Consider the following 13,371-nt stretch of genomic DNA (forward strand, 5'->3'; position numbering starts at 1 on the left):
AGCACGGAGGATTTTTCGCTTTATTACGGGGTTGCGAGCAGACTCAGTGAGTTGCGCGCCAGTGACTGACATTTTTTCGGCGTGGCAATCGCGATACCGCTTAAGTCCCGGTAGCTGGCTTCGCCCAGCGCTATCATGTCAAATTGGCTATAGTTACTTAAATCCCAGCGATTTTGCTGGGCAAAACCGACCAGCGCATGGCGAATTTGATCGTTGGGAAGATCTTTATAGCCGCAGTTGTTTTTCAGATAGACAAAAATAGCAGTCAGGTCAGCCAAGTCTTCAGCCTCAAAATCATTCAATGCCTGACTGGCGGAGGAGAAGCCCAACAGCGAGAGCAAGAGCAGCACCAGCGCGGAGTGTTTCATAATTCAACCTGTTTCATCTTCCATTAGCTGACGTTATTACAGTTACCAGCCGATATTTCAAGTTTTATTGAATCAGCGTGTATCAACAGAAGAAGCGGGGCAACGGGTGCGCTTTTTGTGCCAATGGCTTAATTACCGGCTATTTATCAGCGCTTGATGTCATGACGTCGGCATCCGGCTTTGATATTAATAGTGGAGTTTAAATTTAACGTACCGATATTCCAATGACTTCAGGTATCTGGCGCATCAGCAGTGTGCTGTTGGCGGGAATACTCTTGTTCCCGGTGGTGGCAATAGTCGGGATGGCGTTTAGTGCGCCAGGCGATGCTATCGCGGTAATGTGGCGCACGTTGCCCATCTATAGCATGACATCATTGATGCTGGTGTCCGGTTGCGTGCTGTTTAGCCTGTTGTTGGCGCTGCCGCTGGCCTGGCTGATGTCGAATTACCGCTTTTCCGGTCAGCGATGGCTGCATCGGGCGTTGTTACTACCGTTGGCTGTTCCTGGGTATGTGCTGGCTGCGGTATACGGTGATGTCCTTGGGTATGAAGGCCCGGTGAAACAAACGCTTTATGCGTTGTCGTTTGATGTTGAAACCATACCACAAATGCCCTGGCAACAGGGGGTCAGGGTTGCCTGTGCCAGCCTGTGCCTGGCGTTGGTGCTGTTTCCCTATGTCTATTTGCTGGCGCGTACGGCATTGATGTCACAACCGATTGGCTTTAAACATGCCGCTCATCTGATGAACCATTCCCGCATTCAGGTGTTTTGGCGGGTCGTGTTTCCGATGGCGCGTCCGGCAATAGCGCTCGGTGTGGTACTGATGACGGCAGAGGCCTTGGGCGACTATGGCATTTCTTCGTATTTCTCTTTACGTTCTGTCACCACGGCTGGTTTGGATTTGTGGCGCGATAAAGCGCAGCATGCCAGCGCTGCACTACTGATGTCATTGCTGATGCCATTGAGCCTGCTTCTCTGGTGGCAGGGGCGTCATAGCCGTGAACGCCAATTGCGCTATCAGACTGGCAGTGTGTCATCGAGCAGTTTACCCGAGCTGCACGGTTGGCCGCGTCTGGCGGCGTTATGCTGCGGCATGGTGCCGGTGATGGTGGCGTTTGTGGTGCCTGTCGGGCGATTAATCGGTTGGGCGGTGGTGTCTGAAGCACCAACCTGGAGCCTGCCTTTTCTGCTGGCATTTATCAGTAGCGTATTGGCGTCTTCCAGCGCCACGTTGCTGGTTATTGGTCTGGCACTGGTGTGCGTGTTTGATCTGCAAGCAGTTGGCAACCCGGCCTACCGTAATCCGTTGCGCTGGCTTAACCTGAATCGCTTGTTGCCGCCAACGCTGTTGGGGATGGGGCTGCTGCTCCCTTTTCTGGGGTTGGATGCCTGGCGAGCATCGTCAGGTGGGGTCAATGATGAACCCTGGGCCGGTTCAATATGGGTGCTGATTCTGGCCTACTGTATGCGTTTTGGGGCTCTGCTGTTAGACCGGTTGCAAATTCATCTGTCCAGGCTGCCGTTAGCCATGAACCACGTTAGCCAGTCGATGGGGTATACCCGCTTGCAGCAGGTCTTGTGGGTCTATCTGCCACAGGTTCGCTACTGCCTGATTGTCGGGGTATTTCTGGTCTTTACTGAAAGCCTGCGTGAGCTAAATGTGTCGCTGTTGTTGCAGCCTTTTGAAGTCGAAACCATGGCGACCTATGTATTTCGCTTCATCATGGACGAGCGATTGCCACTCGTCGCCACACCGGCACTGATGCTGGTTGGCGTGGGCATGATCCCGCTGTTTGGGATAACCCGATTGATGAGAATGGAGGGCTAGGGAAATGATGACGACGCCAGAGATCCTGAGCGTTGCTTCGCTCAGTTGCCGTTATCCGCAACATGACGTGCTGGACAATGTGAGCTTTTCGATCCACGCCGGGGAAATGGTCTGCTTGCTGGGAGCCAGTGGCGATGGTAAAACCACGCTACTGAAATCGATAGCGGGGTTATTGCCGCTGGATAAGGGCAATGTCACCATTGCCGGGCAGCGAATCAGTGCGCTCCCCGCGCAGCAGGATACCTCGCCTCGGCCAGTAGGCATGGTGTTTCAGGATGATGTTCTGTTCCCGCATTTGACGGTAATGGAGAACATTACCTTCGGGCTGCGTGGCAAATCGGCAGAAGAGATAAGCACCATGGCAATGGATGCCGTGGCGCTAATGAAACTGGAAGTGGTGACCCGCTGTTACCCCCATGAATTATCCAGAGAGCAGCATCAGCGTGCGGCGATTGCCCGTTCACTGGCCGGTCAGCCTAAGTTACTGCTGCTCGATGAGCCGTTTGCGAATGTGGATAGCCAAATTCGTTATCGCCTGATCAGTGAACTGCGCCATATTTTACGCCAGCGTCAGATTGCGGCGCTGTTTGCGACCTCTGACAGGGAAGATGCATTCGCCTTTGCCGATCATTTGATTTTGATCCACGAGGGTGGCGTGGTGCAGCAGGGGTTCTCTGCGGATTTGTATTACCGGCCGGTAAACCGTTACGTGGCCAATTTTATGGGAAATGCGAACTATCTCCCGGTGAAGATTAGCGGTGACAGGCAGTGGCAGAGTTTTCTTGGCGAGCATCAGGCAACCCGGGCATTGAAGCTGGCGCACGGTGCACGTTATGACTGGCTGGTCAGGCCGCAGGAAATTGCTCTGGCGCTGGATGAAGAAGGCCCAGGCATCATTGCAGACAGGCTTTTTATGGGCAATAGCCACAGCTACCGCGTACATGTGAATGAATGGGAATTGCAGGTGCAAAGCGGCAACTGGTTTGAGCCGGGTCAACCGGTGAGACTGAGCATTCGTACCGATCAACCCGTACTGTTTGCCACTGAACCGGTGAACGAAACAAACTAGCGGGCGTCAGGCCCGCTGGCTTGCGTGGTATTCGCCGGGTATCAGCACTCGGCCTTGTTCAGTCCTGATGTCTGTGCCGTGGTGGCGGGCACAGATGGTGGTGAATGTGTTACTTTGCGGTGTTTGGCGTGTGTAGATCTGGCTGGATTGCCGGGGGATTTCACGCACGGTGATACTCACTTCATAGGTTTTGCCATTGCCTTGCGGCACATTTGCGACCAGCTTGTTCACGGCTTGTATCGGGTCGGTGGCTTGCAGTGAAGCATGGTACAGCGCCGGGACTGGCGGCGGGAAGCCCGGAGGTGGTGCAAAAGCCCCTTGCTTACCGAACGCCGGTGGTTCTGCCCCTTCGGGATGCGCTGATGCCAGCGAGATAGCTGAAAGAAGCGATATTCCGGCGACGAGCGCCGCGGTAGTACAGACGTTGCGTAATCTCTTCATGTTGCACCTCTCCATAGGTTGTTCATGACGTAATGGGGTGTTCACGTCATATGAAAAACCTTGTACTGCGTTGGTGCAATGCGCTTTACCCTCTTTTATTCGCTGATGACACTATCTGCGCGTCGTTAACAGAATCTATGCGTCATTAACACTATCCTGATTGTTGCTATTTTCGCCGCTGAATGTATCTTTTCCGCTCGCTGGCACGTTGATGTCGCCCGCGAGCCTATGCCAGGCGCTGGGGTGTGCTTCAAAGCCGATTTTCGGGTAATAGCCGACGGCCTGTGGCGCAGCAATTAAAATCAGGCGGCATTCCGGTTTGAGTTGCTGTGCGGTATGCGCAATCAGCGCGTGGCCAATACCGCGATGTTGATACGTTTCGTCCACCGCCAGGTCAGACAGATAGCAGCAGTAGTGGTAGTCCGTCACGCTGCGAGCGACGCCCACCAGCGTATCGTCATGCCATGCGCTGACCAACAGGTCAGCCTCATTTAGCATGCCCGCCAGCGTGTCACGTCTGTCTAGCGGGCGGCGAGGGCCTAATGAAGTGCGTTTGAGCAGGTGAATAAACTGCTCGACGGTGATGGCGTGATTGACGTGGTAGGTAATAAGAGCATCAGCCGTTGCAGAGGATAAGGCCACCATGTTTTCTCCGATATGGGTGGGGGGGCTTCTGTTATACTGCGTGCCGTGATGAATTGCGACACCATCCTGATGGTGTGTCTGCACTGGAGTATGGCCTGTCTGGCCGATACTGAATGTCTTTTTTCTATGAGTTATCAGTATGATGAAACATACGGTGGACGTCATGATCCCTGAAACGGAGATCAAGGCTCGGGTGGCTGAACTCGGACGTCAAATCAGCGAACATTACCGCAGCAGCGGCAGCGACATGGTATTAGTGGGCCTCTTGCGCGGTTCTTTTGTCTTTATGGCCGATCTGTGCCGTTCAATCGACCTGTCCCACGAGGTCGATTTTATGACAGCTTCGAGCTATGGCAGCAGCATGAACTCCTCGCGCGATGTGAAAATACTCAAAGATCTCGATGAAGATATTCGTGGTAAAGATGTGCTGATCGTTGAGGATATTATCGATTCGGGCAATACCCTCAGCAAAGTGCGCGAGATTTTGCAACTGCGTGGGCCGAAATCACTGGCTATCTGTACTCTGCTGGACAAACCTTCACGCCGTGAAGTTCCGGTTCCGGTGGAATGGGTGGGCTTTTCTATTCCTGATGAGTTTGTGGTGGGGTATGGCATTGATTATGCGCAACATTATCGCCATCTGCCATTCATCGGCAAAGTTATTGCGCAGTAACGCGATTTAACGGTCTGGCAAACCGGATAGCGCGTACTGCGATTGCCGGTCAGGTTTGATCACTTTCACGCCCATACGGTTATGGGCGTGAAAAGCGTGATTAGAGCAGAGATGACACCGCACGGCGGTAGCGTTGTTCCAGCGTTTCACGGCTGGTGGCGGTGACTTCCAGATCGCGCAGACGGCCATCCTGAATGCCGTAAACCCAACCGTGAATGGTCGCTTTCTGACCGCGCTTCCAGGCTGACTGCATGATGGTCGAATGACCCAGGTTGTACACCTGTTCAACCACGTTGATTTCACACAGTTTGTTAATTCTCTCTTCTGGCGGTAACTCGCCAAGCATTGAGCTATGCTTGTACCATAAATCACGGATATGCAGCAGCCAGTTATTGATAAGGCCCAGCTCCGGGTTCTCTACCGCCGCCTGTACCCCGCCGCAACCATAGTGACCACAGATGATGATGTGCTCAACTTCCAGCACTTCCACCGCGTATTGCACCACGGACAGGCAGTTGAGATCGGTGTGAATCACCAGGTTGGCAACATTACGATGAACGAACAGTTCTCCCGGTTCGAGGCTGGTGAGGCTTTCAGCCGGAACCCGGCTATCGGCGCACCCGATCCACAAAAAGCGGGGGCGCTGGGCCAGTGCCAGCCGTTTAAAGTATTCCGGGTCTTCTTTGACTATCGTTTCAGACCATAACTGGTTATTGGCGATCAGCGTTTCTATCGTTTTCATGAAAGTAAATGACCTGTAACAACAAAAGGGCGGTGCAGGGTAATATAGAGCAATCACACGCGTTTTGAAATCGAAAACGGGGTCCGACCAGGGCCCGCTTAACACACAAGAAGGCATACTTTTAGCTATGACATATGCACTGGAATTGGTGAATGTAACCAAAACGTATCCCGGCGGCGTTCGCGCATTGCGCGGCATCGATCTGTGCGTCGAGGCCGGGGATTTCTACGCACTGCTTGGCCCGAATGGTGCGGGTAAATCAACCAGCATCGGTATCATCAGCTCACTGGTGAATAAAACGGATGGCAAGGTGCGGGTGTTCGGTCATGATCTGGACCGGGATATCGTCAATGCCAAGCGGCAGTTAGGGCTGGTGCCGCAGGAGTTTAACTTCAATCCGTTCGAGACGGTGATGCAAATTGTAGTGAACCAGGCCGGTTATTATGGTGTTCCCCGCCAGCAGGCGTTACAGCGCGCGGAGAAATACCTCACTCAGCTTGATTTGTGGGGAAAACGTAACGAACGTGCCCGGATGCTTTCCGGCGGCATGAAACGCCGGTTGATGATAGCGCGCGCCCTGATGCATGAACCCAGATTATTAATTCTGGATGAGCCGACGGCTGGGGTGGATATTGAGCTGCGCCGCTCCATGTGGGGGTTCTTAAAAGAACTTAATAGCCAGGGCACCACCATTATTCTCACTACCCACTATCTCGAAGAAGCCGAAATGCTGTGCCGTAATATCGGCATTATCCAGTCCGGGCAGTTGGTGGAAAACACCTCAATGAAGGCGCTGCTGGCCAAATTGCAATCGGAAACCTTTATTTTTGATTTGGCAGCGAAAAGTGCCTTACCGAGGCTCGAAGGCTATCAACATCGGCTGGTAGACACCTCAACACTGGAAGTGGATGTCAAACGTGAGCAGGGGCTAAACGGAATTTTTAGTCAGCTCAGTGCGCAGGGTATTCAGGTGCTCAGTATGCGCAATAAGGCGAATCGTCTGGAGGAGTTGTTTGTCACACTTCTGAATAATCACGGAGATAAAGCATGATCGGGCTGTATTGGGTAGCGTTACAAAGTATCTGGATTAAAGAGATCAACCGTTTTGCCCGTATCTGGATACAAACGTTGTTGCCGCCGGTTATCACCATGTCGCTCTATTTTATTATCTTCGGCAACCTCATCGGCAACCGTATTGGCGAGATGAACGGCTTTACTTACATGCAGTTTATTGTACCGGGCCTCATCATGATGTCGGTTATCACCAACTCCTATGCCAATGTGGCTTCTTCCTTTTTTAGCGCCAAGTTCCAGCGCAACATTGAAGAGCTGCTGGTTGCACCGGTGCCTACACACATCATTATCGCCGGTTATATTGGCGGTGGCATGGCGCGCGGCATCTGTGTCGGGGTGTTGGTGACGGCGGTGTCGCTGTTTTTCGTGCCGCTACAGGTTCATGCCTGGTGGATGGTGGTTATCACGCTGTTGCTCACCGCCATGCTGTTTTCTCTGGCCGGGCTGATCAACGCCGTGTTTGCCAAAACCTTTGACGACATCAGCCTAATCCCGACCTTTGTGCTCACGCCGCTGACCTATCTCGGTGGCGTGTTTTACTCGCTCTCGCTGCTGCCACCCTTCTGGCAGTGGGTGTCGAAACTGAATCCTATCGTTTATATGATAAGCGGTTTTCGTTTCGGTTTTCTCGGCATTCACGATGTGCCGCTGGCGTTTACCATGAGCGTGCTGCTGGCATTTATTGTGGTGTTTTACGCCCTGAGCTGGTGGCTGATTGAGCGTGGGCGCGGGCTGCGCAGTTAAACGCGGTGAACCGTGTGGCAGGTGTGACAACCTGGAAAAATAAGGCGGGTGCTCCGCCTTATTTTTTGCCCCTGTCAGGCTATCTGTACCGGAATCGCTTTGGCGGTGCGTTGTAACTGATTATTCTCGCCAAAATAGGCCACTTTCGGATGGTGTGAACGGGCTTGCTCATCAGGCATCTGTACGTAGGAGCAGATGATGAGCTTATCACCAACACAGGCGCAACGTGCGGCAGCACCGTTGACGGAAATAATGCGTGAGCCGCGTTCGGCAGCTATCGCGTAGGTGGAAAAACGGTGGCCGTTGTCCACGTTATAAATATCAATCGCCTCGTATTCCAGAATACCGGCGGCATCCATAAAGTCTTGATCGATGGCGCAGGAGCCTTCGTAATGCAAATCTGCCTGGGTCACTTTTACCCGGTGCAGCTTACCTTGCAGCATGGTTCGAATCATCGGTCTGTCACTCTGGTTAGAAAAATCAGCAGGTTAAATCTACCTGTTGGTTATCAATCAAACGTGCCTTGCCAAGCCAGGCGGCCATCAGTACCACCGCGCGGGTGCTATCGGTAGTCAGTGGTGCCAGGCTGTCGGCATCGCGAATAAACAGCTCATCCGGCGTGAAGCCCGCTTCACGCAAAGCCTCTGACGCCCGGGCGAGCATATCATCAATCTGGCGGTCGCCGTTGGATAATTGCGCCACCACCTCATTCATGATGCGATAAAGCTGCGGTGCCTGCTGGCGCTCCTCAGCACTCAAATAGCCGTTACGTGAACTGAGGGCCAGGTTGTCTTGCGCACGCACCGTCGGTACACCAATGATACTGATGTCATAATTCATGTCAGACACCAGGCGGCGAATCAGCGCCAGTTGCTGATAGTCTTTCTCGCCAAAGCAGGCGATATCCGGTTGTACCAGATTGAACAATTTACTGACCACGGTAGCCACGCCGCGGAAATGGCCGGGGCGGCTTGCTCCTTCGAGCATCTGCGATAACTCTGGGACTTCGACGAATGTTTGCTGCTGCAAACCGTTGGGATAGAAGGTTTCAGGCGACGGCGCAAACACCACGTCAACGCCGCGACGCGTCAGTTTTTCGCAATCTTCCTGAAGCGTGCGCGGGTAGCGCTTCAGGTCATCGGCACGCTCAAATTGCAACGGATTGACGAAGATACTGACCACCACCCGGTCGGCTCGCGCTCTGGCCTCATCAACCAGCGTCATATGCCCGTCATGCAAGTTTCCCATGGTGGGGATCAGCGCAATACGCAGTCCTTCCTGACGCCAGCGGCGCAGTTCACGGCGCAGCAGTATTGGTGTTTCAATAATTAACACTCGTATCTCCTGTGTTAAACAAAGCTGTATTGCGCATCAGGGAATTTGCCTTGCTCGACTTCCTGCACATACAGACGGATTGCCGCACGGATGTCGGTGGCCTGCGCCATGAAATTGCGGGCAAATTTAGGGGTATGGCCGCCAGTCACGCCAAGCGCATCGTGCATCACCAGAATTTGCCCGTCGGTGACGTTGCCAGCACCGATGCCGATGACCGGGATATCCAGCGCTTCGGTGACACGCTGCGCCAGAGACACCGGCACACATTCCAGTACCAGTAACTGGGCCCCGGCGTGTTGCAGTGCCAGCGCATCATCGAGTAATTGGGCCGCGGCGGCTTCGTCACGCCCCTGTACTTTATAACCGCCGAAAATATTGACCGACTGAGGCGTGAGCCCCAGATGGCCACAAACGGGGACGGCCCGCTCTGTCAACATTCGCACGGTGGGAGCAAGCCAGCTCCCGCCTTCGATTTTGACCATATTGGCTCCGGCGCGCATCAGGTCTGCGGCCTGTAAGCAAGCCTGTTCAGGCGTGGCGCAGCCCATAAAGGGCAGGTCGGAGAGCAGCAGGCAATGGGGAGCTCCGCGTCGTACACAGCGGGTATGGTAGACCATATCATCCAGCGTGACGGGCAAGGTGGAATCTTGCCCCTGTACGGTCATACCCAGCGAATCGCCCACCAGCATGACATGAATACCCTGCTCGTAGAACAAACGGGCAAAACTGGCGTCATATGCGGTGATCGTGGCGAACTTTTTCTGTTCCTGTTTCCACTGGCGCAGATGAGAAATGGTAGTCGCTTTCATGGCAACCTTCCTGATTCAACGTCAAGGGCAGTTAAGGGAAAGCCATTCTAATGGATGCAAAGCGTCAGGAACAGCACTCTGTTTTTTATTTAAAAACAAAGTGTTGAAAGGATGGTGTAGCCGAGTGAAGCTCGGCTGCGCGATTTTTGTGCATCAGGGGGAATGTGGCCAGACCGCATGGTGCGTAACGCTAAGGAGTATCCCACAGGCTCAGGCCATTTCGTGGAATGAGCTGTAAACGTTCACGAAGGGGTTCTCCATCAGGAAAGATCAGCTCAGGGGCAATCTCTGCCAGCGGATAGAGCATGAATTCGCGGTTTTTCATATCGTAATGAGGCACCGTCAGGCGCTCGGTATTTATCACCTGATGACCAAAAAGCAAAATATCCAGATCGAGCGTGCGTGGCCCCCAGCGCTCGGCTTTTCGCTCCCGACCGTGCTCTAGTTCAATGCGCTGGGTGTTCTCCAGCAGCGAGTGCGCAGGTAATGTGGTTTCCAGTTCCGCCACGGCGTTAAGGTAATCGGGTTGATCTTGCGGGCCAAGCGGGCGGCTGCGATAAAACGACGAACAGCGCACCAGGCGGGTGTCAGCAATGTCATCAAGGGCTGCCAGCGCCGTTTGTACTTGCGTAAGCGGCTGGGCTAAATTGCTGCCCAGCGCCAGATAAACGCGCATCACCGTGCATTGTCCCGTGGTTGCGGGCGCTTACGCGGGCGGCGTGAGCGTCGGTGAGGTGTCGGGCCATCATCCAGGGTGTTGAGCATGGCCTGCTGGCGAGGGGGCGGAGCGACCTGAAATTCTCCCCACCATTGAGCCAGACGTAATAATTCGTGATGATTCTCGATTTCGGCACGCAGAGCCAGCAGGTCATAGGCAGCGCGGAATTTCGGGTGCTCCATCAGTTTGAACGCCCGTTTCCCTTGCCGGCGAGACAGGCGTAACTGAAGTTGCCAGATGTCGCGAATCAGCGATGTAATGCGCTTGGGAATGGCCAGTGAACGGCACTGTTCATCCAGCACGTCGTTCATTGCCAGCGCAAACGCCTCAAAATAGGCCAGCCCGCTTTCCTGCGTCAGTTTCTGGGCGTGCTCGACTAACGGATACCACAGCATGGCAGAAAACAGAAACGCCGGGTTGACCCGCATATCGTTATGGATGCGTTGATCGGTGTTTTTCAGCACCTGAACAATCATCCGCTCCATTGTCGTTTCACCTGACGCCGTAAAGTAGCGGCTGATAAGCGGAAACAGCGGTTGGAACAACTGGTATTCACATAACAGCCGATAGGTTGGGCAGCCGTAGCCGGCTTGCAACAGTTTTAGCGACTCTTCAAACAGGCGCGCGGGCGGGATATCGTGCAGCAGTGAAGCCAGACGAGGAATAGGCTCAGCCGTTTCCGGGCTGATGCGCATATCCAGCTTGGCGGCGAATCGAACCGCGCGCAGCATGCGCACCGGATCTTCACGGTAACGGGTTTCAGGCTCACCAATCATGCGGATAACGCCTTGACGCAAGTCGGCCAGACCTTCGGTGTAATCACGCACGGTAAAGTCAGCGATGCTGTAATACAGGCTATTGATAGAGAAGTCACGTCGCTGGGCGTCTTCTTCGATGGTGCCGAAAATATTGTCGCGCAACAGCATGCCATTTTGCCCTTGCTGGGCGGCCTGTTTGGTTTCCTGCTCCTGATGCTGTTCGTGATGCCCACGGAAGGTGGCCACTTCGATGACTTCCGGGCCAAACATCACATGCGCCAGACGAAACCGGCGTCCCACCAGTCGGCAATTACGAAACAGTTTACGTACCTGCTCCGGTGTGGCGTTGGTGGTGATATCGAAGTCTTTGGGTTTTTTGCCCAACAGGAGATCGCGCACACCGCCGCCAACCAGATAAGCCTCATAGCCTGCTTTATTCAGGCGATAGAGCACTTTCAGCGCATTCTCACTGATGTCGCTGCGTGAAATAGAATGCTGGTCACGGGGAATGACCGTCATCGCCTGTGACGGACTATCCGCCCTGGCGGGTTCATGCTCGCGATTCAGTACCTTGCGGCAAAAATTAGCTACCCGGGTAAAGATAATACACCTCGATAATCATTGGAGAATTAACAGCACAACAAAAAATAGCGGCTAATCATAGCTCACCCTCAGCCCTTTGAGAATGCTGATGTTATTTCCGACAGTGAGATAGCGGTGGCAACTGAGGGAATTTTTGTGAGTGACCAGTGCGTGATGGCCCAGCACAGCAAGTCATCACGCGAGAATGACCGCCATTCGGGCGGCAATGGCTGGTGTAAAAATGTGAGTGCCTGTGCCAGTGTCAGGCGTGGGTCACCCTCGGGCAGAGCAGGGGCGTGATTTTGTTTGGAGAGCTTATTGCCGTGCGGGTCAAGCGCCAGAGGTAAATGCGCGTAAGCGGGCGCAGCGTAGCCTAACATGCAGTACAACGCTAGCTGACGCACCGTCGGTTCAATTAAATCAGCACCGCGCACGATTTCCGTGACGCCCTGATCGTTATCATCGACCACCACGGCCAGATTGTAGGCAAACAGCCCGTCACGGCGGTGAATAATAAAATCTTCTTGTGCCAGTGCCGGGTCAGCGCTTATCCAGCCGTGTAACCGGTCATGGAAGCCGGGCACCGGATGGCGCTGACGCAACCGGCGTGCGGCATTCTCTGGCGGCAGGTGGCTGTCACGGCAATGGCCGTCATAGTGCCCGCCGAGTTGCTGGATACGCTGGCGCGTACAGGTGCAGTAATAGCAATCCCCTTGCTGTTGCAACTGTTCCAGCACCTCCCGATAACGCGCATGACGCCGGGATTGATACATCACCTCGCCGTCCCAGCACAGGCCATAATACTCAAGCTGGCGCAAAATACGGCTTGCGGCACCGGGGACTTCGCGCGGAGGGTCAATGTCTTCGATACGAACCAGCCAGCGACCGCGACAGGCGCGTGCCTGAAGGTAACTGCCGAGCGCGGCAATCAGTGAACCAAAATGTAAATCGCCAGACGGAGACGGTGCAAAACGTCCGACGTAAGGGCGTGATCCAGACATAAGGTTGAGGGCAAATGAATGTTGGTTAGGCGATAAGGTAGCGAGGTGTTTATTTATGCACAAGCGAAAGCCCGGCGGTAGGGCAAGGCGCTTTCCCGCCGGGGGCGTTTAGCCAGCCATCTGCTTTTCGCGGATTTCAGCCAGCGTTTTACAATCAATGCACAAATCGGCGGTGGGACGCGCTTCCAGACGGCGGATACCGATTTCCACACCACAGGAATCGCAGTAACCAAAGTCCTCGTCCTCAATTTTCTGCAATGTCTTGGCAATTTTCTTAATCAGCTTACGCTCGCGATCGCGGTTACGCAGTTCAAGGCTGAACTCCTCTTCCTGTGCGGCACGGTCTACCGGATCGGGGAAGTTAGCGGCTTCATCTTGCATATGTGATACGGTGCGATCGACTTCGTCCCTGAGCTGATTGCGCCATGCTTCCAGAATACGTCTGAAATGAGCCAGCTGAGCGTCGTTCATGTATTCTTCGCCCGGCTTCTCCTGGTACGGCTCCACTCCGGCAATTGCGAGAATGCTCAGAGAGGATGTCTTACGGTTTTGCCCTTCTTGCATGTTGCTTCTCCTACATAAC

16 protein-coding genes are annotated in these 13,371 nt (G+C 54.0%); 5 read left to right on the forward strand and 11 right to left on the reverse strand.

Going from position 1 to position 13,371, the window contains the following annotated elements:
- Positions 1–23: 23 nt before the first annotated feature.
- Entirely contained in the window at positions 24–368 is a 345-nt protein-coding gene (locus DAQ1742_RS04545) for a YacC family pilotin-like protein (RefSeq protein WP_035343699.1), read from the reverse strand.
- Positions 369–592: 224 nt separating this feature from the next.
- On the opposite strand from DAQ1742_RS04545, the gene DAQ1742_RS04550 reads away from it, so the two are divergent.
- Complete coding sequence (locus tag DAQ1742_RS04550) at positions 593–2,197, forward strand: ABC transporter permease (RefSeq protein WP_035343697.1); 1,605 nt, start codon at positions 593–595, stop codon at positions 2,195–2,197.
- A gap of 7 nt (positions 2,198–2,204) precedes the next feature.
- A complete protein-coding gene (locus tag DAQ1742_RS04555; RefSeq protein ID WP_083961172.1) occupies positions 2,205–3,266 on the forward strand; it encodes an ABC transporter ATP-binding protein in 1,062 nt (353 codons plus the stop codon).
- A 6-nt stretch (positions 3,267–3,272) separates the two neighbouring features.
- On the opposite strand, the gene DAQ1742_RS04560 is transcribed toward DAQ1742_RS04555, so the two are convergent.
- Positions 3,273–3,707, reverse strand: a complete 435-nt coding sequence (locus DAQ1742_RS04560; protein ID WP_232046589.1) for a hypothetical protein — start codon at positions 3,705–3,707, stop codon at positions 3,273–3,275.
- A gap of 135 nt (positions 3,708–3,842) precedes the next feature.
- Complete coding sequence (locus tag DAQ1742_RS04565) at positions 3,843–4,352, reverse strand: GNAT family N-acetyltransferase (RefSeq protein ID WP_051124109.1); 510 nt, start codon at positions 4,350–4,352, stop codon at positions 3,843–3,845.
- A gap of 139 nt (positions 4,353–4,491) precedes the next feature.
- Between DAQ1742_RS04565 and hpt the strand changes: the two genes are divergently transcribed.
- Positions 4,492–5,025, forward strand: a complete 534-nt coding sequence (gene hpt, locus DAQ1742_RS04570; protein ID WP_180706240.1) for a hypoxanthine phosphoribosyltransferase — start codon at positions 4,492–4,494, stop codon at positions 5,023–5,025.
- 100 nt (positions 5,026–5,125) lie between these two features.
- Here hpt and can read toward each other — a convergent pair whose 3' ends face one another.
- The gene (gene can / locus DAQ1742_RS04575) at positions 5,126–5,767 is read right to left on the reverse strand and encodes a carbonate dehydratase (protein ID WP_035343691.1); all 642 of its coding nucleotides are present in this window, start codon (positions 5,765–5,767) and stop codon (positions 5,126–5,128) included.
- A 127-nt stretch (positions 5,768–5,894) separates the two neighbouring features.
- Between can and DAQ1742_RS04580 the strand changes: the two genes are divergently transcribed.
- Positions 5,895–6,818 carry an ABC transporter ATP-binding protein gene (locus tag DAQ1742_RS04580; protein WP_035343689.1) on the forward strand — a complete coding sequence of 308 codons (924 nt, stop codon included), beginning with the start codon at positions 5,895–5,897 and terminating at the stop codon, positions 6,816–6,818.
- Complete coding sequence (locus DAQ1742_RS04585) at positions 6,815–7,585, forward strand: ABC transporter permease (RefSeq protein ID WP_067487269.1); 771 nt, start codon at positions 6,815–6,817, stop codon at positions 7,583–7,585. Before DAQ1742_RS04580 ends, DAQ1742_RS04585 begins: the two co-directional genes overlap by 4 nt.
- A gap of 74 nt (positions 7,586–7,659) precedes the next feature.
- On the opposite strand, the gene panD is transcribed toward DAQ1742_RS04585, so the two are convergent.
- The 7 genes from panD to dksA form a co-directional block, all read right to left on the reverse strand.
- Complete coding sequence (panD, locus tag DAQ1742_RS04590) at positions 7,660–8,040, reverse strand: aspartate 1-decarboxylase (RefSeq protein WP_035343687.1); 381 nt, start codon at positions 8,038–8,040, stop codon at positions 7,660–7,662.
- A gap of 25 nt (positions 8,041–8,065) precedes the next feature.
- Entirely contained in the window at positions 8,066–8,920 is an 855-nt protein-coding gene (gene panC, locus DAQ1742_RS04595) for a pantoate--beta-alanine ligase (protein WP_035343685.1), read from the reverse strand.
- A gap of 14 nt (positions 8,921–8,934) precedes the next feature.
- Positions 8,935–9,729 carry a 3-methyl-2-oxobutanoate hydroxymethyltransferase gene (panB, locus tag DAQ1742_RS04600; RefSeq protein WP_035343683.1) on the reverse strand — a complete coding sequence of 265 codons (795 nt, stop codon included), beginning with the start codon at positions 9,727–9,729 and terminating at the stop codon, positions 8,935–8,937.
- A gap of 190 nt (positions 9,730–9,919) precedes the next feature.
- On the reverse strand, positions 9,920–10,408 hold the full coding sequence (gene folK / locus DAQ1742_RS04605; RefSeq protein ID WP_145916211.1) for a 2-amino-4-hydroxy-6-hydroxymethyldihydropteridine diphosphokinase: 489 nt from the start codon (positions 10,406–10,408) through the stop codon (positions 9,920–9,922).
- Complete coding sequence (pcnB, locus tag DAQ1742_RS04610; RefSeq protein WP_071604105.1) at positions 10,405–11,808, reverse strand: polynucleotide adenylyltransferase PcnB; 1,404 nt, start codon at positions 11,806–11,808, stop codon at positions 10,405–10,407. Before pcnB ends, folK begins: the two co-directional genes overlap by 4 nt.
- Before the next feature lie 68 nt (positions 11,809–11,876).
- On the reverse strand, positions 11,877–12,788 hold the full coding sequence (gluQRS, locus tag DAQ1742_RS04615) for a tRNA glutamyl-Q(34) synthetase GluQRS (protein WP_035343677.1): 912 nt from the start codon (positions 12,786–12,788) through the stop codon (positions 11,877–11,879).
- 108 nt (positions 12,789–12,896) lie between these two features.
- Positions 12,897–13,352 (reverse strand): RNA polymerase-binding protein DksA, encoded by a 456-nt coding sequence (dksA, locus tag DAQ1742_RS04620; RefSeq protein ID WP_022634507.1) that lies wholly within the window; start codon positions 13,350–13,352, stop codon positions 12,897–12,899.
- Positions 13,353–13,371: the final 19 nt, after the last annotated feature.

Source organism: Dickeya aquatica (assembly GCF_900095885.1).
In the GTDB taxonomy this organism is placed as follows: domain Bacteria; phylum Pseudomonadota; class Gammaproteobacteria; order Enterobacterales; family Enterobacteriaceae; genus Dickeya; species Dickeya aquatica.

What these genes read in the sequence shown, in the direction of transcription:
- DAQ1742_RS04550 (WP_035343697.1), top strand. Translation starts at nt 593, where the DNA reads ATGACTTCAGGTATCTGGCGCATCAGCAGTGTGCTGTTGGCGGGAATA.
- dksA (WP_022634507.1), bottom strand. Translation starts at nt 13,352, where the DNA reads ATGCAAGAAGGGCAAAACCGTAAGACATCCTCTCTGAGCATTCTCGCA.
- panD (WP_035343687.1), bottom strand. Translation starts at nt 8,040, where the DNA reads ATGATTCGAACCATGCTGCAAGGTAAGCTGCACCGGGTAAAAGTGACC.
- DAQ1742_RS04560 (WP_232046589.1), bottom strand. Translation starts at nt 3,707, where the DNA reads ATGAAGAGATTACGCAACGTCTGTACTACCGCGGCGCTCGTCGCCGGA.
- DAQ1742_RS04580 (WP_035343689.1), top strand. Translation starts at nt 5,895, where the DNA reads ATGACATATGCACTGGAATTGGTGAATGTAACCAAAACGTATCCCGGC.
- hpt (WP_180706240.1), top strand. Translation starts at nt 4,492, where the DNA reads ATGATGAAACATACGGTGGACGTCATGATCCCTGAAACGGAGATCAAG.
- panB (WP_035343683.1), bottom strand. Translation starts at nt 9,729, where the DNA reads ATGAAAGCGACTACCATTTCTCATCTGCGCCAGTGGAAACAGGAACAG.
- gluQRS (WP_035343677.1), bottom strand. Translation starts at nt 12,788, where the DNA reads ATGTCTGGATCACGCCCTTACGTCGGACGTTTTGCACCGTCTCCGTCT.
- can (WP_035343691.1), bottom strand. Translation starts at nt 5,767, where the DNA reads ATGAAAACGATAGAAACGCTGATCGCCAATAACCAGTTATGGTCTGAA.
- DAQ1742_RS04545 (WP_035343699.1), bottom strand. Translation starts at nt 368, where the DNA reads ATGAAACACTCCGCGCTGGTGCTGCTCTTGCTCTCGCTGTTGGGCTTC.
- DAQ1742_RS04585 (WP_067487269.1), top strand. Translation starts at nt 6,815, where the DNA reads ATGATCGGGCTGTATTGGGTAGCGTTACAAAGTATCTGGATTAAAGAG.
- DAQ1742_RS04565 (WP_051124109.1), bottom strand. Translation starts at nt 4,352, where the DNA reads ATGGTGGCCTTATCCTCTGCAACGGCTGATGCTCTTATTACCTACCAC.
- DAQ1742_RS04555 (WP_083961172.1), top strand. Translation starts at nt 2,205, where the DNA reads ATGACGACGCCAGAGATCCTGAGCGTTGCTTCGCTCAGTTGCCGTTAT.